This is a genomic window from Neoroseomonas lacus (assembly GCF_014644535.1).
Taxonomy (GTDB): Bacteria; Pseudomonadota; Alphaproteobacteria; order Acetobacterales; family Acetobacteraceae; genus Neoroseomonas; species Neoroseomonas lacus.
The window spans coordinates 590,284-613,528 of the sequence record NZ_BMKW01000002.1 but is presented as its reverse complement, the minus strand read 5'-3'; the positions used below and the strand labels follow the sequence as shown (position 1 = coordinate 613,528).

26 protein-coding genes are annotated in these 23,245 nt (G+C 68.5%); 21 read left to right on the top strand and 5 right to left on the bottom strand.

Features of this window, described 5'->3' with window-relative positions; genetic code table 11:
- The first annotated feature begins 23 nt into the window (after positions 1-23).
- The 11 genes from IEY36_RS06345 to IEY36_RS06295 all read left to right on the top strand — a co-directional run bounded on the left by IEY36_RS06345 (position 24) and on the right by IEY36_RS06295 (position 9,459).
- Positions 24-413 carry a hypothetical protein gene (locus tag IEY36_RS06345; protein WP_188966055.1) on the top strand — a complete coding sequence of 130 codons (390 nt, stop codon included), beginning with the start codon at positions 24-26 and terminating at the stop codon, positions 411-413.
- Positions 413-955, top strand: coding sequence for a hypothetical protein (locus IEY36_RS06340; RefSeq protein ID WP_188966054.1), 543 nt, complete (start codon positions 413-415; stop codon positions 953-955). The genes IEY36_RS06345 and IEY36_RS06340 overlap by 1 nt, the downstream gene beginning before the upstream one ends.
- Positions 955-1,794 carry an ATP-binding protein gene (locus IEY36_RS06335; RefSeq protein WP_188966053.1) on the top strand — a complete coding sequence of 280 codons (840 nt, stop codon included), beginning with the start codon at positions 955-957 and terminating at the stop codon, positions 1,792-1,794. The genes IEY36_RS06340 and IEY36_RS06335 overlap by 1 nt, the downstream gene beginning before the upstream one ends.
- A 4-nt stretch (positions 1,795-1,798) precedes the next feature.
- Complete coding sequence (locus IEY36_RS06330) at positions 1,799-2,545, top strand: hypothetical protein (RefSeq protein ID WP_188966052.1); 747 nt, start codon at positions 1,799-1,801, stop codon at positions 2,543-2,545.
- A 7-nt stretch (positions 2,546-2,552) separates the two neighbouring features.
- The gene (locus IEY36_RS06325) at positions 2,553-3,014 is read left to right on the top strand and encodes a DUF6511 domain-containing protein (protein WP_229681170.1); all 462 of its coding nucleotides are present in this window, start codon (positions 2,553-2,555) and stop codon (positions 3,012-3,014) included.
- Positions 3,015-3,022: 8 nt separating this feature from the next.
- Positions 3,023-3,796 carry a hypothetical protein gene (locus IEY36_RS06320; protein ID WP_188966051.1) on the top strand — a complete coding sequence of 258 codons (774 nt, stop codon included), beginning with the start codon at positions 3,023-3,025 and terminating at the stop codon, positions 3,794-3,796.
- On the top strand, positions 3,793-5,115 hold the full coding sequence (locus IEY36_RS06315; RefSeq protein ID WP_188966050.1) for an ATP-dependent DNA helicase: 1,323 nt from the start codon (positions 3,793-3,795) through the stop codon (positions 5,113-5,115). The genes IEY36_RS06320 and IEY36_RS06315 overlap by 4 nt, the downstream gene beginning before the upstream one ends.
- Positions 5,116-5,417: 302 nt before the next feature.
- Positions 5,418-7,700 carry a VapE domain-containing protein gene (locus IEY36_RS06310; RefSeq protein ID WP_229681169.1) on the top strand — a complete coding sequence of 761 codons (2,283 nt, stop codon included), beginning with the start codon at positions 5,418-5,420 and terminating at the stop codon, positions 7,698-7,700.
- A 448-nt stretch (positions 7,701-8,148) separates the two neighbouring features.
- Positions 8,149-8,697 carry a crossover junction endodeoxyribonuclease RuvC gene (locus IEY36_RS06305; RefSeq protein WP_188966049.1) on the top strand — a complete coding sequence of 183 codons (549 nt, stop codon included), beginning with the start codon at positions 8,149-8,151 and terminating at the stop codon, positions 8,695-8,697.
- The gene (locus IEY36_RS06300) at positions 8,694-8,924 is read left to right on the top strand and encodes a hypothetical protein (RefSeq protein WP_188966048.1); all 231 of its coding nucleotides are present in this window, start codon (positions 8,694-8,696) and stop codon (positions 8,922-8,924) included. Before IEY36_RS06305 ends, IEY36_RS06300 begins: the two co-directional genes overlap by 4 nt.
- Positions 8,914-9,459, top strand: coding sequence for a hypothetical protein (locus tag IEY36_RS06295; protein ID WP_188966047.1), 546 nt, complete (start codon positions 8,914-8,916; stop codon positions 9,457-9,459). Before IEY36_RS06300 ends, IEY36_RS06295 begins: the two co-directional genes overlap by 11 nt.
- 39 nt (positions 9,460-9,498) lie before the next feature.
- Here IEY36_RS06295 and IEY36_RS06290 read toward each other — a convergent pair whose 3' ends face one another.
- Positions 9,499-10,323, bottom strand: coding sequence for a class I SAM-dependent methyltransferase (locus tag IEY36_RS06290; RefSeq protein ID WP_188966046.1), 825 nt, complete (start codon positions 10,321-10,323; stop codon positions 9,499-9,501).
- A gap of 410 nt (positions 10,324-10,733) precedes the next feature.
- Between IEY36_RS06290 and IEY36_RS06285 the strand changes: the two genes are divergently transcribed.
- The gene (locus tag IEY36_RS06285) at positions 10,734-12,203 is read left to right on the top strand and encodes a site-specific DNA-methyltransferase (protein WP_188966045.1); all 1,470 of its coding nucleotides are present in this window, start codon (positions 10,734-10,736) and stop codon (positions 12,201-12,203) included.
- Positions 12,193-13,437: a site-specific DNA-methyltransferase gene (locus tag IEY36_RS06280; RefSeq protein ID WP_188966044.1), complete on the top strand. Its 1,245-nt coding sequence runs from the start codon at positions 12,193-12,195 to the stop codon at positions 13,435-13,437. The genes IEY36_RS06285 and IEY36_RS06280 overlap by 11 nt, the downstream gene beginning before the upstream one ends.
- A 4-nt stretch (positions 13,438-13,441) precedes the next feature.
- On the opposite strand, the gene IEY36_RS06275 is transcribed toward IEY36_RS06280, so the two are convergent.
- Entirely contained in the window at positions 13,442-13,804 is a 363-nt protein-coding gene (locus tag IEY36_RS06275; protein ID WP_188966043.1) for a thiol-disulfide oxidoreductase DCC family protein, read from the bottom strand.
- A gap of 189 nt (positions 13,805-13,993) precedes the next feature.
- Between IEY36_RS06275 and IEY36_RS06270 the strand changes: the two genes are divergently transcribed.
- Together IEY36_RS06270 and IEY36_RS30570 are read left to right on the top strand one after the other, a co-directional pair.
- Positions 13,994-14,230: a hypothetical protein gene (locus tag IEY36_RS06270; RefSeq protein ID WP_188966042.1), complete on the top strand. Its 237-nt coding sequence runs from the start codon at positions 13,994-13,996 to the stop codon at positions 14,228-14,230.
- A 95-nt stretch (positions 14,231-14,325) separates the two neighbouring features.
- Positions 14,326-15,183 (top strand): DUF3489 domain-containing protein, encoded by an 858-nt coding sequence (locus IEY36_RS30570; protein ID WP_229681168.1) that lies wholly within the window; start codon positions 14,326-14,328, stop codon positions 15,181-15,183.
- Positions 15,184-15,199: 16 nt separating this feature from the next.
- Here IEY36_RS30570 and IEY36_RS06260 read toward each other — a convergent pair whose 3' ends face one another.
- Together IEY36_RS06260 and IEY36_RS06255 are read right to left on the bottom strand one after the other, a co-directional pair.
- Positions 15,200-15,469: a hypothetical protein gene (locus tag IEY36_RS06260; RefSeq protein ID WP_188966041.1), complete on the bottom strand. Its 270-nt coding sequence runs from the start codon at positions 15,467-15,469 to the stop codon at positions 15,200-15,202.
- Positions 15,470-15,747: 278 nt separating this feature from the next.
- Entirely contained in the window at positions 15,748-16,146 is a 399-nt protein-coding gene (locus tag IEY36_RS06255) for a VOC family protein (RefSeq protein WP_188966040.1), read from the bottom strand.
- 417 nt (positions 16,147-16,563) lie between these two features.
- On the opposite strand from IEY36_RS06255, the gene IEY36_RS06250 reads away from it, so the two are divergent.
- Genes IEY36_RS06250 through IEY36_RS06225 form a run of 6 tightly spaced genes read left to right on the top strand, consistent with a single transcriptional unit; the run spans position 16,564 to position 22,794 of the window.
- Positions 16,564-17,079, top strand: a complete 516-nt coding sequence (locus tag IEY36_RS06250; RefSeq protein WP_188966039.1) for a MerR family transcriptional regulator — start codon at positions 16,564-16,566, stop codon at positions 17,077-17,079.
- 25 nt (positions 17,080-17,104) lie between these two features.
- Positions 17,105-20,119: a terminase gpA endonuclease subunit gene (locus IEY36_RS06245; RefSeq protein WP_188966038.1), complete on the top strand. Its 3,015-nt coding sequence runs from the start codon at positions 17,105-17,107 to the stop codon at positions 20,117-20,119.
- Between the two features lie 14 nt (positions 20,120-20,133).
- Positions 20,134-20,487, top strand: a complete 354-nt coding sequence (locus tag IEY36_RS06240; RefSeq protein ID WP_188966037.1) for a hypothetical protein — start codon at positions 20,134-20,136, stop codon at positions 20,485-20,487.
- Entirely contained in the window at positions 20,484-21,092 is a 609-nt protein-coding gene (locus IEY36_RS06235; protein ID WP_188966036.1) for a hypothetical protein, read from the top strand. The genes IEY36_RS06240 and IEY36_RS06235 overlap by 4 nt, the downstream gene beginning before the upstream one ends.
- A complete protein-coding gene (locus IEY36_RS06230) occupies positions 21,092-21,328 on the top strand; it encodes a phage head-tail joining protein (protein WP_188966035.1) in 237 nt (78 codons plus the stop codon). Before IEY36_RS06235 ends, IEY36_RS06230 begins: the two co-directional genes overlap by 1 nt.
- Entirely contained in the window at positions 21,328-22,794 is a 1,467-nt protein-coding gene (locus tag IEY36_RS06225) for a phage portal protein (RefSeq protein ID WP_188966034.1), read from the top strand. Before IEY36_RS06230 ends, IEY36_RS06225 begins: the two co-directional genes overlap by 1 nt.
- Positions 22,795-22,817: 23 nt before the next feature.
- Here the strand turns inward: IEY36_RS06225 and IEY36_RS06220 are convergent, their stop codons facing one another.
- Entirely contained in the window at positions 22,818-23,030 is a 213-nt protein-coding gene (locus tag IEY36_RS06220; protein ID WP_188966033.1) for a hypothetical protein, read from the bottom strand.
- Positions 23,031-23,245: the final 215 nt, after the last annotated feature.

Here is a 23,245-nt window from a genome sequence, read left to right as displayed (position 1 = left end):
TGCGTCGAAAGGATACCCCGTCGATGAACGTCATCGTCATCCCTCCGCTTGCCGTCAGCCGTCTTTCCAACACCGAGATGCACGATTGGCTCGATACTGTCGTCGATGCCAACGCGCTCTGCGATCGTGTCACTGCCGCCGCGCCCGGCGATGCCATCACCTACTTCGTCGGTATGCTGGCGCGCGACCGTGATCGACTCGCCTCGCGGCTGTCGCCAGAGCAGCGCATCGAACTCGATGCCACCGCCGATTACGCCTGGCGGTTGGCCGATGCCGGGTGGGCGCACCTGGCCCAGCGTCGTGTCGGGCCGGAATGTTTCGCCTATCTCGTCATCGTGCGGCCCCGGCCGCGCCAGCAGCGCTCACGTGTTGCTGCGCCTCCGGCGTGCCTGCGGCTGCGGGAGGCGGCGTGATGGATGCCACCCGCCGCAATCACCCGACGATCGACGATATGCGCCTGTTGCCGATCGGCCAGGTGATCGATCTCCCGGCCGAGCATCTCGCCCTGCTGCAGGAGCAGGCGCGCTCCCGCCTCGACATCGCGAAGCGGGCGCTCGACTGGATCGAGGGCGCCATCGCGATGCGCTACGAGCAGCGTGCCATCGGTGCTCGTGCCGCAGCCGGGAAGGACACCGGCACGGTCCGCTTCGTGGACGGGACGGTGGAGGTCACAGCCGATCTCCCGAAGAAGGTCGAATGGGATCAGCGCCGGCTCACCGCGCTCGCGGAGCAGATCCGCGCCGGGGGTGAGGACCCCGGCGAGTATGTCGAGGTCAGCTTCAAGGTGGCCGAGCGCGCCTATGCCGCCTGGCCGGAGCGTATTCGCAGCGCCTTCGAGCCGGCGCGGACCGTGCGGACGGGCAAGCCCACCTACCGGCTAACCATCCTCTCGGAGACGGAGCGACGCGACAGCCCGCATGCCGGTGCCCCTTCGACCTTCGGGGGGATCGGCTGATGGCGCTGCGTATCGTCACGGCCGATGAGCGCCTGTCGCGCGCGGCCAACAAGACCACCCTCGCGCTGTTCGGCCCCAGCGGCGTCGGCAAGACCACCCAGCTCAAGACCCTGCCGGCGGCGGAGACCATCTGCATCGACCTCGAGGCCGGCCTGAAATCGGTGCAGGACTGGCGCGGCGACAGCATCCCCGTGCGCTGCTTCGAGGATGCCATCGACATCGCCTGCCTTGTCGGGGGCGTGAACCCAGCGGCCGATCCGACGGGCTTCTTCTCGGAAGGGCACTATCAGCATCTCGCCGCGGCGCATCCTGACCTGGTGCGGCTGATCACCGGCAAGTCGATCGTGTTCTTGGACTCGATCACCGACCTCACGCGGCAGGCCATGGCCTGGGCCAAGAACCGCCCCGAGGCCTTCTCCGACAAGACCGGCAAGCCCGACACCCGCGGCGCCTATGGCCTGCTCGCTCGCGAGGTTATTGGCCTGCTGAAGCACCTGCAGCACGCGCCGGGCAAGACCACGATCATGGTCGGCATCCTGGAGAAGGTGACCGACGAGTTCGGCAAGGTGACCTGGCAGCCGCAGATGGAAGGCGGCAAGGCGGCGCGCGAACTGCCCGGCATCGTCGACCAGGTAGTGACGATGGCGCTGTTCTCCCGTGAGGGCGATGCCTGGCGCCACGATCCCGAGCGCGGGACCGAGCGTCGCCTCGTCTGCCGTGCCGGCAACAGCTTCGGCCTGCCCGCGAAGGATCGATCCGGCCGTCTCGATGAGACGGAGCCGGCCGACCTCGCCGCGCTCCTCCGCAAGATCAACGCCACCAGCACCAGCCAGGGGTGATGCCATGACCTACGACATGAACGATGCCGAGTTGCCGCGTGGCTCTGACCTCATCCCGGACGGCAGCTTCGTGAAGGTGACCATGCACCTCCGCAAGGGCGGGCTGGACGGCCAGGGCGAGGCCGATCGCGGCCTGCTCAAGGCCACCAAGACTCCTGGCAGCGACGTGAAGATGCTGGACTGCGAGTTTACGGTCACGGCCGGCCCGCACATCCGCCGGAAGTTCTGGCAGACCTTCACCGTCATCGGCGGGAAGGTGGACGAGCAGGGTGTCTCGATCGGCTGGAAGATCTCGAAAGGGGTCTTCCGGGCGATGATCGACAGCGCGCTCGGGCTGGACTCGCAGGATATGAGCGAGGCGGCGAAGGCCAGGCGCATGCTGCGCGGTCTGTCCGATCTGCACGGCATCACCTTCGCGGCCAAGGTGCGCGTCGAGCCCGCCAGCGACCCCCGGTATTCCGACAGCAACCGGCTGGACCGCGTCGTGCTGCCGGGCGAGCCGGAATACGCGCGGGTCATGGCGGGCGAGGCCGTGCCGGCGCAGCCCAGCAACCGGTCGGCGCGTCCGCCCGCCGCGACTGCAACCACACCGCCCGCCTGGGCCGCCCCGGGCGCAGCGACGCCATCTGCGGCCGCGCCCCGCATGTGGGAGCGCCCCGCTGCCACCAGTCCCGCCCCCGTGGCGCCTCAGCCCGCAGAACCGTCTCTCACTGCGCCGGCCATGGGCGGCCCGGCTTGGTTGAACGGGTGATGCGTCGGTGGTTCGTCGCCGCTGGGCGCGGTCGGCACCGCCGCGTGCCGCGGTGGCAGCGCCAGCGCCAGCGCCGCTTCCCGGCTGCACGCCCGCAGATCAGGTCCGACGGCTCACCTGCGCGCTGTGCCGACGTGAGGCGAAGGGCTTCGGCTACGTGCACGAGATGCGGCTCGGCATCCACCCAAAGCTGTCCTTCTGCTCGATGCGCTGCTGCGACGCCGGCAGCGCGCTGGCGCGGCGGAGCGGCGGCGTGATCGACAAGACACCCATGGAGGCACGCGCGGTGAAGGACGCGCGCCGGCCGCTCGCGGAAGTGCTGGTCGAGCTGAACCTCATGGCGCCGTTCCACGACCGCAGCGCGGCGGAGATCGATCGCATCATCGAGGCATGCGTCGATGGCTTCCAGGCCTCGATGCAGCGCCAGGCTGCCGAGCGGGATCCGCTCGACGACCCTCTCCCGTTTTGAGGATGATCATGGTCCTCGACCTCAATCATCAATCCGGCCTGGTCTATGGACGCGTCGTGCACGGCGCCGCCGACACCACCGCGAGGATCAACGCGCATGTCGATGCCGCGCTGATCGCGCGGAACCGCGAGCAGCGACCGCGTGACTATCTCGGCGGCAGCCGCATCGGCGAGGCCTGCGCGCGCAAGCTGATCTACGAGGTGGCGCACGCGCCGAAGGATGCGGGCCGCGATTTCGACGGCAGCATCCTCCGCGTCTTCGATGCCGGGCACCAGTTCGAGACCTTGTCCATCCGCTGGCTGCGCCAGGCGGGTTTCGACCTGCGTGATCGCGGCGCCGATGGCGAGCAGTTCGGCTTTGCCGCCGCGGGCGGAAAGCTGCGCGGCCATGCCGATGGCGTCATCGTCGCGGGTCCCGATGTCGGCATCCGGTGGCCCTCTCTCTGGGAGCACAAAGCCCTCGGCCAGAAGTCGTGGAACGACCTGGTCAAGCACGGCCTGCGCCAGTCCAAGCCGGTCTACTTCGCGCAGGTGCAGCTCTATATGGCCTACTTCGAGCTCGAGGTGGCGCTGCTCACGGCGCTGAACCGCGACACGCTGGCGCTGCACCACGAGGCGGTGCCCTTCGACGCAGCCGAGGCACAGCGCCTGTCCGATCGCGCCGTCGACATCCTCCGCGCTGCTGACGCCGGCGAATTGCCGCCGCGCATCGCCGCGCGCGCCGATTTCTACCTCTGCCGCTTCTGTCCCTATGCGGCGCGCTGCTGGGAGGCGCCGGCATGAACGACATCACACCCTCCGACACCCAGCACCGCGCCATCGCTGCGATCCGGGCATGGTTCGAGCACGGCACCGAGAAGCAGCAGGTGTTCCGCCTGTTCGGCTTTGCGGGCACCGGCAAATCGACTGTCCTGAAGTTTGCGCTGGAGGAGCTCGGCCTCGAGCCGCATCGCGACGGCGGTGATGGAGAAGGCTGCGTGTCCGGCGTCGTCACCGCCACCTTCACCGGCAAGGCCGCGCTGGTCCTGCGCCGCAAGGGCACGCCGGCGCGCACCATCCACAGCCTGATCTACAGCGTCATCGAGGCGACCGAGGAGGAAGTCGAGGCCGCCGAGAAGAAGATCACCGAGGCGATGGCCAGCGCGCGACAGCTCTCGGGCTTCGACCGCACCACCGCCGAGGCGACGATCGAGGTGATGCGCCAGGCCGTCTCCGAGATGAAGCGGCCCCGCTTCGCGCTGAACCCAAAGAGCGACGCGGCGCATGCGAGGCTCATCGTGCTCGATGAGGTCTCGATGGTCGGCGAGGACATGGCGCGCGACCTGATGAGCTTCGGTAAGCCGATCCTGGTCCTCGGCGATCCCGGCCAGCTTCCACCCATCCAGGGCGAAGGCGCGTTCACGAAGGACGCGCCTGACATCATGCTCACCGAGATCCACCGCCAGGCCGCGGAGAGCGCCATCATCCGCCTCGCGACCATGGCCCGCAAGGGCGTGGCGATCGGCTTCGGGCAGTACGACACCCACGTCTGGAAGATGCGCAAATCCGACGTGACGCCGGAGCAGGCGCTCCGCGGTGGCCAGGTCATCTGCGGCATGAACGCGACGCGCCTGCAGCTGAACAACGCCATGCGTCAGGCTGCCGGCTTTGGGCCAGGCTCGCTGCCAACCGGCCCGGCCGAGAAGATCGTCTGCCTGAAGAACCAGAACGACCTCGGGCTGATCAACGGCATGTTCCTCTCGCTCGACGCCGTCGTCGACGAGGGGACCCACTACTTCTCGGCGGTGGTGACCGATGAGGACGGTAATCGCATCGGGCCGCCGCAGCAGGACGGCAGCCGCGGTCGACTGCGCATCTACAAGGGACACTTCGAAGATCACATCGCCTTCGACAAGCAGCGCCACGACCGCGACTGGAAGACCAAGCGCGCGCTGACCGAGGCGACCTTCGGCTGGGCCATCACCGGCCACAAGAGCCAGGGCTCGCAGTGGGAGAACGTGGTGGTCTGGGACGATGGTCTCGGCCGCACGGAGCTCGATCGCCGTCGCTGGCTCTACACCACGATCACCCGCGCCGAGCAGGGCCTGGTGATCCTGGCATGAACGCCGAACCCCATCCCGCCGCCACCGCACCAGCATGCATCGACCTCAACGATGCCGGGCCCATGCTGCCAGTTCGGCATGACCTGGCCGAGGTCCGTCGCAGGCTCGCGGACACGGCGCGGAACTGGCTGCCGGCGCTGTTCCCGCAGGCGGTCCGCTCCCAGGACCGGAAGACGCTGCGCTGCGCCGATCTGTCCGGCCGCCGCCCCCGTGGCGAGGGATCCTGCGTCCTGCACCTCGAGGGTCGCTTTGCGGGATGGGGATTTGACCATGCAACCGGCGAAAGCGCCGGGCCGATCGACATGGTCTATCACGCGACGGGGCTGACGGAGGCGCGGCTCTTCGCCGAGGCCGCGCGGCTTGCCCATATGGAGCGGTCGGCGGCGAGCCAGCGGCCGCAGGAGCCGAGGCCAGACCATAGCCGCGAGGTGGCGCGCTTGCTGGAAGGCTGCCAGACGCTCGTCGGCACGGTGGCCGAGACCTATCTGCGCGGCCGCGGGCTGGAGGTGCCGGACAGCCCCGACCTGCTGTTCCACCCGGACCTCCCTGACTTCGAGACGAAGCGTGGCTGGGCGGGGATGGTGGCAGTCGTCCGTGATGGCGCCGGCGAGCCCACCGGCGGCATCCATCGCACCTACCTGCTGGACGACGGCTCTGCGAAGGCGCCGCCGGGGAAAAAGATGCTGGGGCCCGTGGCCGGCGGCGCAGTGCGCCTGGCGCCGTTCCCCGCCGACGGCCGGATTGGCGTTGCCGAGGGCATCGAGACCGCGCTCTCGGCGCTGGCGATCTTCGGCGTGCCGACCATGGCTGCGCTCTCCGCAGATGGGCTGCGCCGTTGGCGGCGGCCGGACGGCACCACTCACGTCACCATCTTCGCCGATGCCGGCCTGCCGGGCATGCAGGCCGCGGCCACGCTGGCGGACCAGCTGAACCTCGCCAATATCCCTTCACGAATCGTCGCGCCGCTGCATGGCGACGACTTCAACGACGACCTGCGGCAGGGCGTGACGGCCGAGCACTATGCGGAGCCGGCAACAGCGTCTCCAGCTGAAGCAGGCGCGCTGCCCGCTGACACCGCCACGCTGGACGACATGCTCGCCGCGGCATCGGCGCTGACGAATCCACCGGATATGGCGCCGCTGTCGACGCTGCTCGGCCGATTGGTGACAGCGCGGCTGGAGCCGCTCCCCGAACGGCAGGTCCTTGCCGCGGTGAAGTCCGCCACGGGCATCGCCGTCTCCATCCTGGAAAAGCAACTGACGGAACTTCGCCGCCGGCTGAATGCCACCGGCGATGTCCACACCGCGCCGATCCGGCCGCGCTGGTCCTCTCTGCTGCGCCTCGACCTCAGCGGCATCCCTGAGCGCAACGAGGCCAACGTCATAACGGCCCTGTCCCTGGATCCCGCGTTCGCCGGCGCACTGGCATTCGACGAGTTCAGCCAAGAGATCATGATCACCCGCTCGCTGCCCTGGGAGGGCACCGAGATCGCGCTGCCGCGCCCGTGGGGCGATGCAGACGATGTCCGCTGCGCCGAATGGCTCCAGCGCCACGAGATCAATGTGCCACCCGTCGTGGTCGGCCGCAGCGTCGTGGCGGTGGCCCGCAATGTCCGCCTGCACCCCGTGCGGGACTATCTCAATGCGCTCGCCTGGGACGGCACACCGCGGCTCGAAGCCTGGGCATTGACCTATCTCGGCGCAGCCGACACGCGCCTGAACCGTGCCATGGCGTCGCTGTGGATGATCTCCGCCGTCGCGCGGATCATGCAGCCCGGCTGCAAGGCCGACCACATGCTCATCCTGGAGGGGCCGCAGGGTATCCGGAAATCAACGGCGCTGAAGGTCCTGGCTTCGGAGCCCTGGTTCACCGACGAACTTGCCGAACTGGGATCGAAAGACGCCGCGCAGCAGATGCGGGGCGTGTGGATCATCGAGATGGCCGAGCTCGACGCAATGGGCCAGGCTGATGTCTCCCGCATCAAGGCCTTCCTTAGCCGCACGACCGATCGATACCGCCCTCCCTATGAGCGGTACGTCGTGACTGTGCCGCGGCAATGCGTGCTCGCCGGAACGGTGAACCCGGACACCTACCTGCGCGATGAGACCGGCAATCGGCGCTTTTGGCCGGTGCGCTGTGGCGACATCGACCTCGACGGGCTGCATCGCGATCGCGACCAGCTCTGGGCCGAGGCCATCGTTCGCTATCGCGCCGGCGCACCATGGTGGATCGAAGACCGGGCAGTGGTTGCCGAGGCAAGCGCCGCGCAGGAGGAGCGCTACCAGGGCGACGCGTGGGATGGGCGCATTGAGCGCTGGCTGGCCTGCGAAAGGCACCCGGTCAATGTTGGCTTTGGGCAACACGAGGATTGGCAGGATCGCTACGTGCCGCGGCAGAAGCCGCTGACCGATGTCTCGATCGGCGAGGTGCTTGAACAGGCGCTCGGCATCGAGGCCGCCAAATGGACGCGCGCCGACCAGATGCGCATCGGGGCGTTCTTCCGCGCGAGGAAGTGGGTGAAGTATCGGACGAGGACCTCACCTCGTGAATGGCGATACGTGGCGCCCGGGATGCCGGTGCCATGACGCGGCCGGTCCGCTGTCCAACCTCGTCCAACCTTGTCCAACCTGCTCGGCGGAGGTTGGACAGCCGGAAGTCCAGGTCTTCTGGGACTTTCCGCGTGTCACGCCGTCGTTGTCCAACCTGTCCAACCTTTTCCCTTAGAGCCATATGCGAAGGGTGTAGGTCGGCCAGACATACATTCTCCTATACGGGTTTAGGGAGATGGTCGGCAGGTTGGACAGGTTGGACGGATCACGCCAACCCACTGATTAGTAATCGAAATTCCTGTCCAACCTGGGCGAGCCAGGTTGGACGGGGTTGGACGGCCAGCCTCCGGCAGCGTCGAGGCCCGATCGCCCGAGCGCCGCCGGCACCTCGATCAGTTCCTCGAAGCCGGGCGACGACGGCGAGCTCCGCCAAGAACCGCGCCGTCGCCGCCCTCACCACGATCATCCCCTCTCGGAGACCATCATGGCTCTTGCGACTCTCCCTATGCCCGCCACGCATGCAAGCGGCCCGCCCATCGCCCTCCCGCCCGCGATCAGCCTGGCGCATCACGCCGTGCTCGCCCTCGATCTTGGCACCACCGCCGGCTGGGCCCTGCGGTCGCGTGACGGCGGCATCACCTCCGGCACCATGACCTTCAAGCCGACCCGGTTCGAGGGTGGCGGGATGCGCTTCCTGCGTTTCCGCGGATGGCTGGCCGAGGTCGCCGCCCTGTCCGGCGGTGTGGCGCGGATCGTATTCGAAGAGGTGCGCCGGCACGCCGGTACCGACGCCAGCCACGTTTACGGCGGCTTCCTCGCTACGCTCACTGCCTGGTGCGAGGAACACGAGGTCCCCTACGAGGGGGTTCCGGTCGGGACGATCAAGCGCTTCGCCACCGGCAAGGGCAATGCCGACAAAGCGAAGATGGTCGCCGCCATCCAGGCCCGCGGCTTCCGCCCCACCGATGACAACGAGGCGGACGCCATCGCGCTGCTGCTCTGGGCGACCGAGCCCACGGGAGGCCGCGCATGAGCATGCACGGCGCACCGCTGCCGCCCCGCTCCTGCCTGGACCGTGGCACGCGCAGCCCGACCAGCGACAGCGAGGTGAACGCCATGCGCGCCGCCGCTTGGCATCGGCACGGCGTGGCCGCTTTGCTTGTGGCCGAGATCACCGATGACTGGCTGCGCCAAGCCATCATCAACGAAGCCAATCGGCGCTGGGGGCGTCGCAATGGGGAGAACCATCATGGCCGGTAAGCGCAAGCCGAAGCGGGTGATCGAGGACCTAGCGAAGCCATCGAAGTGGCGGTTGCAGCATGGCGACTTTTCGGAGCCAACGCGGGACGCCGATCCTGAAACCGGCACGCCCGTGGCGCATCGTCGCGCTGTGGACACGCTCGGCCAGATGCTCCTCAACGGCACTATCACGCCGCAGATGCACGAGGCGGGGTGCATCTTCCGGACGCTGTTCCGCTCCGCCGCGCTGGACGGCATTGCCACCACGCAGTTCGTGCGGCTCGGCGGCGCGACCGCCGACACCATGTCGGTCCGGCAGGTCGATGCACGACGACGCGTGGCGCGGGCTATCGACGCGCTGGGTGGGCACGACAGCCCCGCCGGCTCCTGCGTCTGGTTCGTCGTGGGCTTGGAGATGTCGGTGCGCGAATGGGCTGCACGCCGTGGCTGGAGCGGCAGGCCACTGCCGCAGCCAATCGCAGGGGGCATGCTGGTCGCTGGCCTCGGCATCCTGGCGATGCACTTCGGGCTGACGCCGCGTTCACAGGCGGCGTGATACCGCCAATGGCAGGGCTGCTGCGCGGGTAGACGCGGCTCAGGCGATTCCTTGAACGGCCCAAGCGCGGGCCGTGAGGCCGATGCTGCCGTTGGGCTCTGTGGGCAAGGAGGCGCGGAGATGTTCGCGCAAAGCAGCTCGGCGGTCCTCCGGAAGTGACATGCAATAGGCGGGCGCCGGGGCGCCGCCCGCCAGGAAGGGACGCCAGTAGTCGTCGAAGTCGCGGAAGACGGTGGGCACTTCGATTGCCGCCACCTCCACGTTGCTTAGCCCCGCCCGCTCGAACAATTCTCGCAGCGGGTCGGGACGGCAGAGCGCAAATCGCAGCGCTTCGTCCTTCCCTCCGGCGCCCTCAGGGTCGAGCGCGGCTGCTGCGTCCCAGAAGCGACGCATCATCTGCATGCCCTCAGCGTAGTCCCATACGTAAGCCGCGACGCGCCCGCCCGGACGGGCAGCGCGGCGCATCTCTGCAGCCGCCTTGGCTTGGTCCGGCACGAAGTTCAGCACGAGACCGCTCACCACCACGTCGAACTCATCGTCCGTGACGGGCAACGCCTGTGCATCTCCCAGGCGAAACTCTACCCGCTTGTCCGTGACCCGATGTCGAGCATAGGCCAGGAAGGCCTCAGAGGGGTCCACGCCCAGTACGGAGGAAGGGCCGAAGCGTTCGAGGACGGCGCTGCTGAGCGCCCCGGTGCCGCAGCCGACGTCCAGCCAGCGAGCGCCTTTGGGCACGCCGAGTTGATCGAGAAAGTCTGCGGCGACGAGCCGGCTCCAGCGTCCCACGTAGGGCTCGTAGGCTTCGCCTGCCGCCCACAGCTTGTCCGCTACACTCGTCCGCGGGACTGCCTTGTCGTCGGTCATCGCGTCCATCCTTGGCCGCCACGCGCCGATTGTAGCGGATCGGACGGCGTGAAACGAGCGGCAGCATCGGTCTGAACGCCTTCGTCGCGCTGTTACAATTCACACCATGGCGGCGCGCAAATCGAGTTGGCTATGATGGTGACACGTCGAGAAGGTGCGTCGGGCGCTGCGGCTCCCGAGCCACTCGCCAGCTGATCAGCCACTGTGGCTCTCGAGCCGCAGGGTCCTTCCTGGCCCCGCTGTATGCGGGGGGCGGAAGCGCGCTAGGTCGCTAGCGCCAGGCCGGAAATATGGTTTGCGGTTTGCAGCCTTTCCCTGCGCAATCAAACGGATAGCTGCAAACCACGCCGCGCCAGGTTGGCAGCCGCGGGCCGCATGGTTTGCACCCACCCCAGATACCGGATGGCCAGATGAGTCTCCCCTGGATGGCGGCGAAGATCTTGCTGCGTCCGGTGGTGGAGCTGCGCCCGCATGACGGCAACGCGCGCGTGCACAGCGCCGCGCAGCTCGAGCAGATCAAGGCCAGCATGCTGGCCTTCGGCTTCACCAACCCGCTGCTGGTGGACGAGGACGGCGTGCTGATCGCGGGCCACGGGCGGCTGGAAGCTGCGTCCGCACTCGGCATGGCCAAGGTGCCGGTGATCGTGCTGCGGCACCTCTCCGCGGCGCAGAAGGAGGCGCTGCGCCTCGCCGACAACCGCATCGCGGAGAACGCAACCTGGGACCAGGCGCTGCTGCGTGATGCGCTGGCCGCGGTGCGGGCGGCGCAGGACATCGACCTCGGCGCGCTCGGCTTCTCGGCGGATGAGCTCGCGGACATCCTCGCGGCGGCTGGAGATGCCGTGTCCGACGGCGACGCGCCCGAGGCTCTGTCCGCGACCGACGCCGAGAAGCCTTCCTCGCCCGCCATCGGCACCGAAGCGGATGCCGACGTCGATGATCCCGCTGATGCCGATCCACTTCCGCCGCGCCAGGCCGTCACGCGTCCCGGTGACCTCTGGGTGCTGGGCGACCACCGCCTTCTCTGCGGCGACAGCACCGACGCCGCCAGCGTGGCGCGCGTCATGGGCGACGACCGCGCCGCGCTGCTGTTCACCTCGCCGCCCTACGGCAATCAGCGCGCCTACACCACCGGTGGCATCTCGGATTGGGATGCGCTGATGCAGGGCGTCTTTCAGCACCTGCCGGCGATCCTCGCCGAGGACGGCCAGGCGCTGGTCAACCTCGGCCTGATCCATCGCGACGGCGAATGGCAGCCTTACTGGCAGGGCTGGGTGGAATGGATGCGCGCGCAGGGCTGGCGCCGCTTTGGCCTCTACGCCTGGGATCAGGGCCCCGGACTACCGGGCGATTGGAACGGCCGCTTTGCGCCGGCCTTCGAGCTGGTGTTTCACTTCAACCGGAAATCCCGCCAGCCGAACAAGATCATCCCCTGCAAGTGGGCTGGGACGGAGAACAAGGGCAGCGGGTTGCGCGCCGCGGATGGCGAGGTGAAGGCTTACACCCATGCCGGCCTGCCGGTGCAGGAGATGCGCATCCCCGACAGCGTGCTGCGCATCACCCGCCACAAGGGCCGCGGCATCGAGACCGAGCACCCGGCGGTGTTCCCGGTCGCGCTGCCCGAGTTGCTGCTGCAGACCTACGCCATGCTCGGCGATGCGGTGTTCGAGCCCTTCGCCGGCTCCGGCACGACGATCCTGGCGGGGCAGCGCACGGGGCGGAAGGTGCGGGCGATCGAGCTCGCGCCGGCCTATGTCGATCTGGCCATCGCGCGCTACCGCATGGTGTTCCCCGAGCTGAAGGTCACGCTGGCCGATGATGGCCGCGACTATGACGCCGTTGCCGCGGCGCGGACGGAGGTCAGCGCCAATGCAGCTTGATCTCGTCGTCTCTAGCCTGCCGGTGGCGGCGCTGGTCCCTTATGCCGAGAACGCGCGCACCCACTCGCCGTCGCAGGTCGCGCAGATTGCCGCCTCCATCGCCGAGTTCGGCTTCGTGAACCCGGTGCTGGTCGACGCGGAGGGCGTGCTCATTGCCGGCCACGGCCGCGTCATGGCGGCGAAACAACTGGGGCTCGCCTCAGTACCGGTGCTGCGGCTCGGCCATCTCTCCCCGGCGCAGGCGCGTGCGCTACGCCTGGCCGACAACCAGATCGCCCTGAACTCGGGGTGGGATGAGGCACTGCTCGCCGCCGAGATCGCCCGCATTCGCGACGAAGCGGTGGTCGACCTGGACGTGCTCGGCTTCTCCGGCATGGAATTGGATCGGTTGCTGGCCGCGGCCGATGCCGGCCTCGGCGATGATGCCGATGACGCCCCGCCACCGCCCGTTGTGCCGGTGAGCCGCACCGGCGACCTCTGGCGCTGCGGCGAGCATCGCCTGCTGTGCGGGGATGCGACGAAACTGGCCGACGTGCAGCGCGCCCTTGGCGCCGGCCACCTGGCCGACATGGGCTTCGTCGATCCACCCTATAATGTCGCTTACGAGGGCGGCACCGCGGCCAAGATGACCATCGCCAATGACGCGCTCGGCGGCGGCTTTCCCGAGTTCCTGCGTCCGGCCCTGGCCAACCTGCTCTCGGTCACGAAGGGCGCCTGCTACGTCTGCATGTCGTCGTCGGAGTGGCCGACGCTGCATCGCGTCTGGCAGGAGGCGGGCGGCAAATGGTCCAGCACGATCATCTGGGCAAAGAATACCTTCGCGCTCGGCCGTGCCGACTACCACCAGCAGTTCGAGGCCATGCTTTATGGCTGGAAGGCCGGCGCGCAGCATTATTGGTGCGGCGCGCGCGACCAGGGGAACGTCTGGCACTTCGACAAGCCAGCGCGGAACGACTTGCATCCGACGATGAAGCCGGTGGCCCTGGTCGAGCGCGCCATCCGCAACAGCAGCAAGCCGCGCGACACCGTGCTGGATTGCTTCGGCGGCTCCGGCACCACCATGATCGCGGCAGAGCGCACGGGGCGGCGCGCCGTGCTGCTAGAGATTGATCCCGCCTATGCCGATGTGATCGTACGGCGCTGGCAGGAGACGACCGGCGAAGCCGCGGTGCTGGAGGGTGACGAGCGGGTCTTCGCGGACATCGCGTCGTGCCGGGCTGCCGCCTCGACGTAGGTTGTCAGCGCCAGAGGCGGCGGACGCGCAGGAAGACGCGGTATCCGATCTCCAGGACGGGAAGCACGATCGGCGATGCTGCGAGCCTCCCGGCCCATGCGAGCTTCGGGAGTTGCTGCCAGATTTCGGCGAAGGCGGCGGCACCGGACGCCAAACTGCCGTCGGCGCGCCGGACATGCATGCGCGCCAGCGCCGCGTCGCGCGACAGACCAGGACCGAGACCATTCGCATCGCACGCGGTGACGTCAACGAAGTCGAGCCGTTCCGCGCCTGGGACCTTGCGGTACTGACCGATCTCGCGCGAGCAGATCGGGCACGCGCCATCGTAGTAGACGGTCGTGGTGGGCGCGGCGCTGGACGTGTTCATGCCGCAGACATGGCCCCTGCGTCGCTCAGCACCAGGCCGCCGGTATCGTGAACGGACAGGATCATCTGTCGATCCAGAATACCCAATCATAGCAACAAGATAACGCTGTATCGCGCTTGGCTCGTGCGCGCCACAGCGCGAATGGTCCGTCACACGCAGGGGATGCCCTGCACCACGACGGAGACGACCATGACCGACCGCGAAGCCTGCGCCGCCCGCAACCAGGAACGCAGCCTGGTCGCCTTCCTCGCGAAGAAGGCTGAATTCGACGCCCTCCTCGCGGAACTCACCCAGGCCAGCGCGGACCATTTCGGCGCGGACCCCGAGACGGTGGTTTGGGGCGAAGCGGCCTGGCTTTCGGATGCCACCGCGAAGCTGAAGGACATCGCGGACCAGCACTTCCGCCGCGGCGAATACGCCTGCTGAAGCGGACTGCCCCCGCACCGCCCCGACCGACGAGGCCGGCGGGGCTCCCGGCAGTAGGGGCCGATGACCGGCACCCGAAACCGGAGACCACCACGATGACCAAGCTTTCCGACACGCAATCGATGATCCTGCTCGCCGCCGCGCAGCATGAGATGGGCATAGCCCACGCGCCAAAAACTCTGCCGGCCGCGGCCCGCAACGCGGTGTTCCGCAGCCTGATCAAGAACAACCTTCTGACCGAGATCAACGCGCCGCGGGAGCATGTCGGTCTCGGCTGGCGCCAGGACGACGACGGCACCTGGATCGTGGCGCGCATCACCGACGAGGGGCTGCGCGCCATCGGCATCGACCCGAACGAGGGCGACGCAGGGGCCGGCGAGCCCGACTGCTCCGGCATCGAGGGCAGCGTGCCCTACACGGCGCCCACGGTGGCGCCGGCTGCGGAGCCCGCCACACGGGACGCCACGGTTGCCGAAGCCGCCCAGGCCGCGCCCCTGACGGAGGAGATCGCCATGCTCGACCAGGCCCTCGCGGCACGCGCCGTCGCGCCGCGGACCAGCCTGCGCGACGCCGCCGCGGCGGTGCTCGCCACCTGGGATGACGAGGCAAACCGTGCGGGCGACGGGATCGGCGGCCTGAACGCGCCGATGGAAGCCCTGCGCACCCTGCTCGTCGGCAAGCCCGCCCGCGCCCTGCGCGAGCCTGGCGCGCCGCGCAAGCCGCGCGAGGGCACCAAGCAGGAGCAGGTCCTGGCCATGCTGCGCCGCCCCGAGGGGGCGACGGTCGCGCAGATCGCCGAGGCCACGGGCTGGGCACAGCACACGGTCCGCGGCTTTTTCGCCGGGCTGAAGAAGAAGGGCCACACGATCGAGGTGAAGTCGCGCGAGCGGATGGTCGGCCCGAACAAGACCGGCGCGAATGGGTCCTTCACCATCTACGCCCTGGCAGATTAAAGCCGGGAGCGGTTGGTCAGGGATCGCCGCTGGAAGGCGGCGGACCCTGATGCCGTTCCCAGGGCTTCAACTTCGGCTTCGGGGGATCGAGGGCCAACAGCAATTCCTCCACTGTCCATCCTTGACGCTTCGCAGCGTTGGCAACGCCCTGCAGCACCTCGCGCGCATCATCGATGTACAGCTTCACAACACGCGGTGTGCCGACACCGTTCCCCGCCAGAGCCAGCGCTTTTGCCGTCGCGTAGATCATCTTCTCGATGTCTTTCGGTACGTTCCGCTGTGGCATCTCGGCCGTCCTCTGCTCGCCCCACGATGTTGCACATCGCGCGTCTCGGCGACCATCGAAAACCTAGTAGATAAGACCTGACGCGTGGCACCCGACGAATATGGCTGTTTTCGACCCGAAGCCGACGCTCGCCGCCTTCCCGACGACACCCCGGCGTTTCCGAAAAGGATGGTGTAATGGGAATGGTCGAGCGGCGGCAAAATTCGATCACGGCTGAACGCCTTTGGCCGTCCAAGCCGCCATCTCGCCATCGGCTAGGTCCTAAGCGACGCCTCAAATCACTTTGGGAAGTGAATGCCGCAAAGCTTATTGCCATCAGGATCACGAACGTAAGCCAGCTCGATCGTGCCCATGGAAGCTGTCTCCCGAGGTCCGGGGGGAGCCTCAATCGACGTACCGCCGGACGCTACCGCGACGTCGTGGAACTGCTTTACCTGCTCAGGCGAATTGCACTGGAACGCAACGGTGCCACCATTGGCGACGGTTGCTGGCTCGTCGTTGATGGGCTGAGTGACGATAAAGGCGGTACCATCCTGACCACGGTAGATAAGCCGGGTATGACCACTATTGGCCACGTTTAGCATCGCTTCTCCCACCCCAAGGGTGCCGAGGACGGTGTCGTAAAAGCGCTTGGATCGATCAATGTCGTTGGACCCGACCATGGTGTGGAAGAGCATGCATCTTCTCCTACTGAGATGTGTCACTATCTCACGCTATCTGTATTCCCAACAGTAGCGGAAATTGGGCGCCGGATAGACGGGGACGAGCGTACCGATTGAGCCTTTCGGCCATTCCCGATTAGGAATGTCCAGCGGGAAGCCCGCTTCCCAAGCGGGGCAGGACGGCGGGAGCGGGTATCCCTTTCCCGAAACCTGTTCCCAAATCGTCTTTCCCGAAGTTGCTCGACGCAGATGGGAAAACGGGAATGGCTCAGGCACGGTTGCGGCCCCTGCCGCACACGGGAGCTATGACCGCTTCCCACCACAAGCTGACCTGTGGCCATGGGTACCAAGCGTCAGGTTTCGTCGACTAGCGACCTTCGTCCGTTGTGAGAAGGCCGGCATCGCCATCACGCGCGGCGGGAGGTCGCCGCCATGCCCGAGCTCACCCCATCTACCCGCGAGGCCGCCCGGCGCCTTGGCGTGAGCGACACTGCCATCCACAAGGCCGAGCGTGCGGGACGCATCGCCCGCGAGCCGGATGGTCAGTGGGACATCGACAAGACCCGACGCCGCCTGGCGGAAACTGCAGATCCCGCCCGCTCGCCCCTGGCCAGCGGTGGCGGCGCGGAGGGCACGCCCTTCGCCCGGCTGAAGGTCGCGCAGCTCGCCCTCAAGGTGGAGGCGCAGCGCCTCTCGCTCGACGAGACCAAGCGCCGCCTGCTCGACGTCACTGAGGCGAATGCCGCGCTCGACGAGATCGGCAGCACCATGCGCGACGCGCTGCTGAACTGGCCCGCCCGCGTCTCAGGCCTGATCGCTGCCGAGATCAGCGTCGACCCGCACCTGCTGCAGACCATCCTGCAGAGCCACATCAACGACCTGCTGACGGAGGCGGCCGATCGCTTCGACCCAGCAGGCCTCGGAGGGGACCGGTCTTCGCAGCCGTGACCATGTGCGCCGGCGTGTCGGCGCCATGCTCCGCCCGCCGCCGCAGCTCACGGTTTCGGAATGGGCCGAACGGCATCGCATGCTCGGCAGCCGCGCCTCGGCTGAACCGGGCCCCTGGCGCACCAGCCGCACGCCCTACCTGAAGGACGTGATGGACGCGCTGTCGGCGGTGCATCCCGCTCGGCGCGTCGTATTCATGAAGGGCGCGCAGGTCGGCGCGCCGCTGGCCATCGACACGCCCATCCCGACGGCGGAAGGCTGGGCGGCAATGGGCTCGCTTATCGTCGGCGATACGCTGTTCGATGAGCGCGGTCGACCCTGCCGCGTCACCGGCGTGTCGCCGATCATCATTGGCCGTGCGTGCTACCGGATCACCTTCGACGATGGTGAGAGCGTTGTCTGCGATGGTGAGCATCGCTGGCCAGTCTGGGACTTCACCGATGGCGAGAAGCCGGCCGCGCGGGTTCTGCACACGCGGGAGATGATCAAATGGGTCCGCATCGGGCGTGGCCCGCGCTATCGCTATGCCATCGACTGCTGTGCTCATGCGGAACTGCCGGACCAGGACCTGCTCATCCATCCCTACGTGCTCGGGATGTGGTTGGGCGATGGCTCCTCGGCCATGAACCATATCAGCGTCCACGAGGAGGATGCGGAAGCCGCCGAGCACCTCCAGGCCTGCGGCGTGGTCGCGCAATTTCGTCTGCCCCGATGGCGCAAGGGCCGCTGTGCCAACATCGTCATCGACCCGACATTCCGGCTGGCCGACGATGGCGAGACGCTGGCCAGCATTCAGCACCGCTCGCAGTTTACGACGCGGCTGCGAATGCTGGACGTGCTGGACAACAAGCACATCCCCGCCGCGTATCTGCGCGCGAGCCGGGAGCAGCGGCTCGATCTGATCCGCGGCATGATGGATTCGGACGGCACCATCACGCCGGACGGCAAGCGCTGCGAGTTCTCGAATGCCGATCGCCGCCTGGTGGATGGCATGCTCGAGCTGCTGCGCAGCCTCGGCTACAAGCCGACCGTCTACTTTGCGGCGTCGCGGCGCAAGGTCATCAACGGTCAGGACCGGAGCTCTCTCGGCTACTGGCGGGTGTCGTGGACAGCCTATTGCGAGGAGCCGATGTTCCGGCTCTCCCGCAAGGTGGCGCGGATGCGCTCTATCGCGCGCGGCAGGCCCGGCAAGAGCCGGCGACGCCGCATCGTCAGCATCGAACCCACCAATAGCATGCCGGTCCGCTGCATCGAGGTGGACTCGCCGAACCACCTCTATCTCTGTGGCGAAGGTTGGATCCCGACGCACAACACCGAAAGCGGCAACAACTGGCTCGGCTACATCATGCACCACGTGCCGGCACCCGCGCTGGCGGTGCAGCCGACTGTGGAGCTGGCCAAGCGCTTCTCGCGCCAGCGTATCGACCCGCTGCTGGAGGAGACACCCGCGTTGCGGGAACGCGTCGCCCCGGCTCGGGCGCGCGACAGCGGCAACACCATGCTGTCGAAGGAATTCCCGGGCGGGATCCTGGTGCTGACGGGGGCGAACAGCGCGGTCGGGCTGCGCTCGATGACGGCGCGCTTCCTGTTCCTGGACGAGGTGGACGCCTATCCCGGTGATGTCGCCGGAGAGGGTGACCCGATCGCCCTGGCCGAGGCGCGCGCCCGCACCTTCGGCTGGCGCCGCAAGGCCTTCCTGGTCTCGACGCCGACCATCGCAGGCCGCAGCCGCATCGAGCGCGAATACGCTGCCTCCGACCAGCGACGGTTCTTCGTGCCGTGCCCCGAATGCGGGGAGATGCAGGGGCTGCGCTTTGAGCGGCTGCTCTGGGAGAAGGGTGCGCCGGAGACGGCGCGGTATCACTGCATCGCCTGCGACCATCCGATGCAGGAGCACGACAAGACCGCCATGCTCGGCGGCGGGGAATGGCGGGCGACGGCCGAGGGCCAGGATCCGCACACGATCGGCTTCCACATCTCGGCGCTCTACTCGCCGGTCGGCTGGCTCTCCTGGGCGCAGATCGCCCGGGATTGGGAGGCGGCCCAGGGCAAGCCCGAGGACATCAAGACCTTTCGCAACACCGTGCTGGGCGAGACCTGGCAGGAACAGGGCGAGGCGCCGGATTGGGAGCGCCTGGTCGAGCGGCGCGAGGACTTCCGGATGGGCGTCGTGCCGGCCGGGGCCCTCTGCCTCACCGCGGGCGTGGACGTGCAGGACGATCGCCTGGAATGCGATGTCTGGGGCTGGGCGGAGGGCTTCTCGTCCTGGCTCGTTGATCACGTCGTCATCACCGGCAGCCCGCGGGACCGCGAGCCCTGGGACGATCTGTCGAAGCTGCTCGCGCGCGACTGGCCGCGGCAGGGCGGCGGTGCCATGCGCATCGCCCGCCTCTGCGTCGACACCGGCGGCCGCGACACCGCCGCCGTCTATGGCCACCTGCGCCGCCTGCGGGATCCGCGCATCGCACCGACCAAGGGCATCGACGGCTGGAACCGGGCGCAGCCCGTGCAGGGTCCGACGCCGGTGGATGCGTTGGTCAACGGCCAGAAGCTGCGGCGCGGCCTGAAGCTATGGACGGTGTCGGTCTCGACCTGGAAGGCCGACCTGTACCGCCGGCTCTGGCTCGGCCGCGGCGACGCGGAGGAGGTGCCGCCCGGCTGGGTGCATCTGCCGCGGGGCATCGAGGCGGAGTGGGTCAAGCAGCTGGTCGCCGAGCAACTGCGCACCACCAACGATCGTCGCGGCTTCGCCCGGCAGGAATGGGCGAAGCTCAGGGAACGGAACGAAGCGCTGGACTGCGCGGTGCTCGCACGCGCCGCCCTGTGGCTGCTCGGTGCCGACCGCTACGGCGAGCGCTTCTGGCAGCAGCTGCGGGACCAGATCGCCGATGCGCCGCTGCGGCCGAGCGAGCTTCCCGCCGCTGGGAATGTCGCCCACCCACCGGCGTCACCGCAGGCCGAACTGGCGACGCCCGCAACACCACCCAGCGCCCATCGCCCGCGTGGTTGGCTCGCCCCGCGCCAGGGCTGGTTGCGCTGACACTGGAGATTCTGATGACCGCGATCGTGCCCGTGCGCACCAGCATCGCTGCCGGCCAGGCGCTGAGCGGACCCGTCGCCAGCGTCGGCTACGGCGTCTGCCTGCTGCTGCTGCCCGTCGCCTGGACCGACGCCCCGTTGACCCTGCAGGGCTCACTCGACGAGGGCGAGCCCGCGGCCTGGGCCGACCTGCATGACCATCTCGGCAATGAGGTGGTGCTGACGGCCGCCGCCGGCCGGGCGCTCACCCTACCGCCGACGCTGCTGCTTGGCTGGCGCTGGCTGCGGCTGCGCTCCGGCCTTGCCGCCGCGCCAGTGAATCAGGCAGCGGAACGCCTCCTCACCCTCGGCATCCGGCCGCTCGCATGACCGCGCTGTTCCAGCACTACCTGCCGCCCGCGCCAGCGATGCTGCCCTACGTCTCGGGGCGCTTCTACGCCTCGCAGCACGCCCGCGCGGTGGGCGGCGCGGTCGCGATGACGGCGAACCGGCTGTACTGCGTCCCCTACGTGCTGGCGCGGCCCGGGCTGTTCTCGGCCATGGCGGTGAGCGTGACGACGGGCGCCTCGGGCGTTCTGCGCATGGCGCTGGCTGCCGACAATTTCGCCGGCCGGCCGGGGGCAGTGATCGAGGAGCCGCTCGCGGACGCCGACACCACCTCCGCCGGCAATGCACTCTGCCCCTTTGCGCAGCCGCGCTGGATCTCGGCCGGGGTCTGGTGGCTGCTGCTGTACTTCTCGGGAGCGCCCTCGGTGCGCGGCACCAGCACGCAGGCGTTCAGCGGGGGGAACACGCTGCTGCTCGGCTCGGCCGCGGCGGATGGCGGCGCCGGCGGTGGCACCACCGGGAGCGAGAACGGGTTCTTCGCGTCGCTGCCCCATCAGGCCGGCGTGCCGATGATGCCGAACCCGCCCACCGGGCTGTCCTATCTGGTGAACGCCGCAGCACCGCTGCCGACGCTGCGGGCGGCGTGATGGACCCTGCTGTTCTCGCCTGGGCGCTGGCGCAACCTTCCGGCAGCCGTGCCGCCACCCTCGCGGCCGCCTACACCGGCGGTACCACGCGTGTGACTTTCGACGGCCGCACAGTCGAATACCGCTCGCTGGATGAACTCGGGCGGGCGCTCGCGGTGCTCCACGCGGCGGAGAACAGCGCCGCGCGTCGCCCGAGCGTCACCTTCGCCAGCTTCGCGCGCGAGGGAAGCAGGTGATGGGCCGTCTCCGTGATGCATGGAATGTCCTGCGCGGCTATGCCGCCGCGCAGGACCACCGCACCTCGGCCTGGGCACCTTCGGGCGGCAGCGCCAATGCCGAGGTCGGCATGGCCGCTGCGACGGTCGCGCGGCGCGCCCGCGACGCTGTCCGCAACGATCCCTATGCCAGCCGCATCGTCGATCTCTGGACCGGCAATGCTGTCGGCGCCGGCATCACCACGCGCTGGCCGGACGACGCGCACGGCCGGGCGTGGCAGCGTTGGGCGGAGAGCACCGCCTGTGATGCCGAGGGGCGGCTCGATCTGTACGGTCTGCAGGCGCTGGTCATGCGGGCGGTGGTCGAAAGCGGCGAGTGCTTCGTGCGCTTCTTGATGGTGCCGCCATCGTCTGCCAATCCGATCGGCTTGCGGCTGCAGATGCTGGAAAGCGACCATCTCGACACCGCGCGCAACGGCATGGTCGACGGCGCCGCCACGATCCAGGGCATCACCCTCGGCGAGGCCGGCGAGCCGGTCGGCTACTGGCTGCATCTGGTGCATCCCGGCGCCGCCTGGATGCTGCCGGGCGCGACCTGGCAGAGCAGCCAGCGCATCCCGGCGTCGGAGGTGCTGCACGTCTATCGCAAGCGCCGGCCTGGCCAGTTGCGCGACGTCTCGTGGCTCGCCCCGGTGCTGCTGCGACTGCGCGACCTCGGCGACTATGAGGCCGCGCTGCTGATGAAGGCCAAGATCGAGGCGTGCCTCGCCGCGGTGGTGACCGAGGAAGGCGAGGAGGCGCTGACGGGTGCGGCCGCCGGTCTGCTCCGGGATGCGCAGGGCCGGACGGTCGAGAGCTTTGAGCCCGGCATGATCCTGTATCGCCGCGGCATGGGCTCGGTGGAAGTCGTGAACCCCTCGGGCGGCGGCAGCCACGCCGCTTTCGCCCGTCGCGCCCTCGAGGCCGCCGCGGTTGGCGCCGGCCTGACCTACGACCAGGTGTCTGGCGACCTGACCCAGGCGAACTACTCCAGCCTGCGCGCCGGCAAGATCGAGTTCCGCCGCCTCTGCGAGCAGGTCCAGTACGGCATGCTGATCCCCATGCTGGTGCGCCCCATCGCGGAGCGCTTCCATGCGCAGGGCGCCTTGCTCGGGCTGTGGGGCGCGGACATGCCGGACGGCGTCAGCCACGTCCCGCCCGCACACGAGATGATCGACCCGCTGAAGGACACCACCGCGCTCATCGCCCAGGTGCGCGCCGGCTTCGTGCCGCAGCCCGAGGCGGCCGGGGCCTTCGGCTACGATTTCCGCGCCGCGGTGGAGATGATGCGTGAGGCCAATGCCCTGCTCGACGAGGCCGGCATTTCCCTCGACACCGATCCGCGCAGGGTCGCGAAGTCCGGCGCCGCGCAGGACGCGGCGCAGATGGCCGCGGTCGAGATCGCCGCTACCGGCGCCGCGGCACCGGTCAGAGGCAACGATGCCTGAGCGTTCTCGTAGACACAGATCAGTTAGGCGGCACGGCGGCCCGCGTAGCGAAATCGACACCTGACTGCATTGGCCGGTGGCCAGTCATAGACATATTCGAGATTGAAGCTGCCATAGTCGATCTGACCACGCGATTCACCGACCACGCCGCTGTCGCCCTCCCACCGGAGTTGTTCAAGGCCTCCGTTAGCACTTACCGGGCCGAAAAGACCTCTGCCGTTACCAAGCAGCAGCATACTCGCAGCACCTCGGGCGACGTTCATTGTAACCGGGAACTCGGCATTGCCGCCCGGGCAGCCAGTCCCAGAAACGAAGCGACCTGTCCCTTGATATCGGCCGTCATACGATGAGGCAGCTTGGGGCAATGCCCCTGTACTAGGAGCCGTAGAGCTGGTTGATGCAGTGCATCCAGCGAGCGCCAGGAGCAAGGCAAGAGCACTTGCGCTCCGAC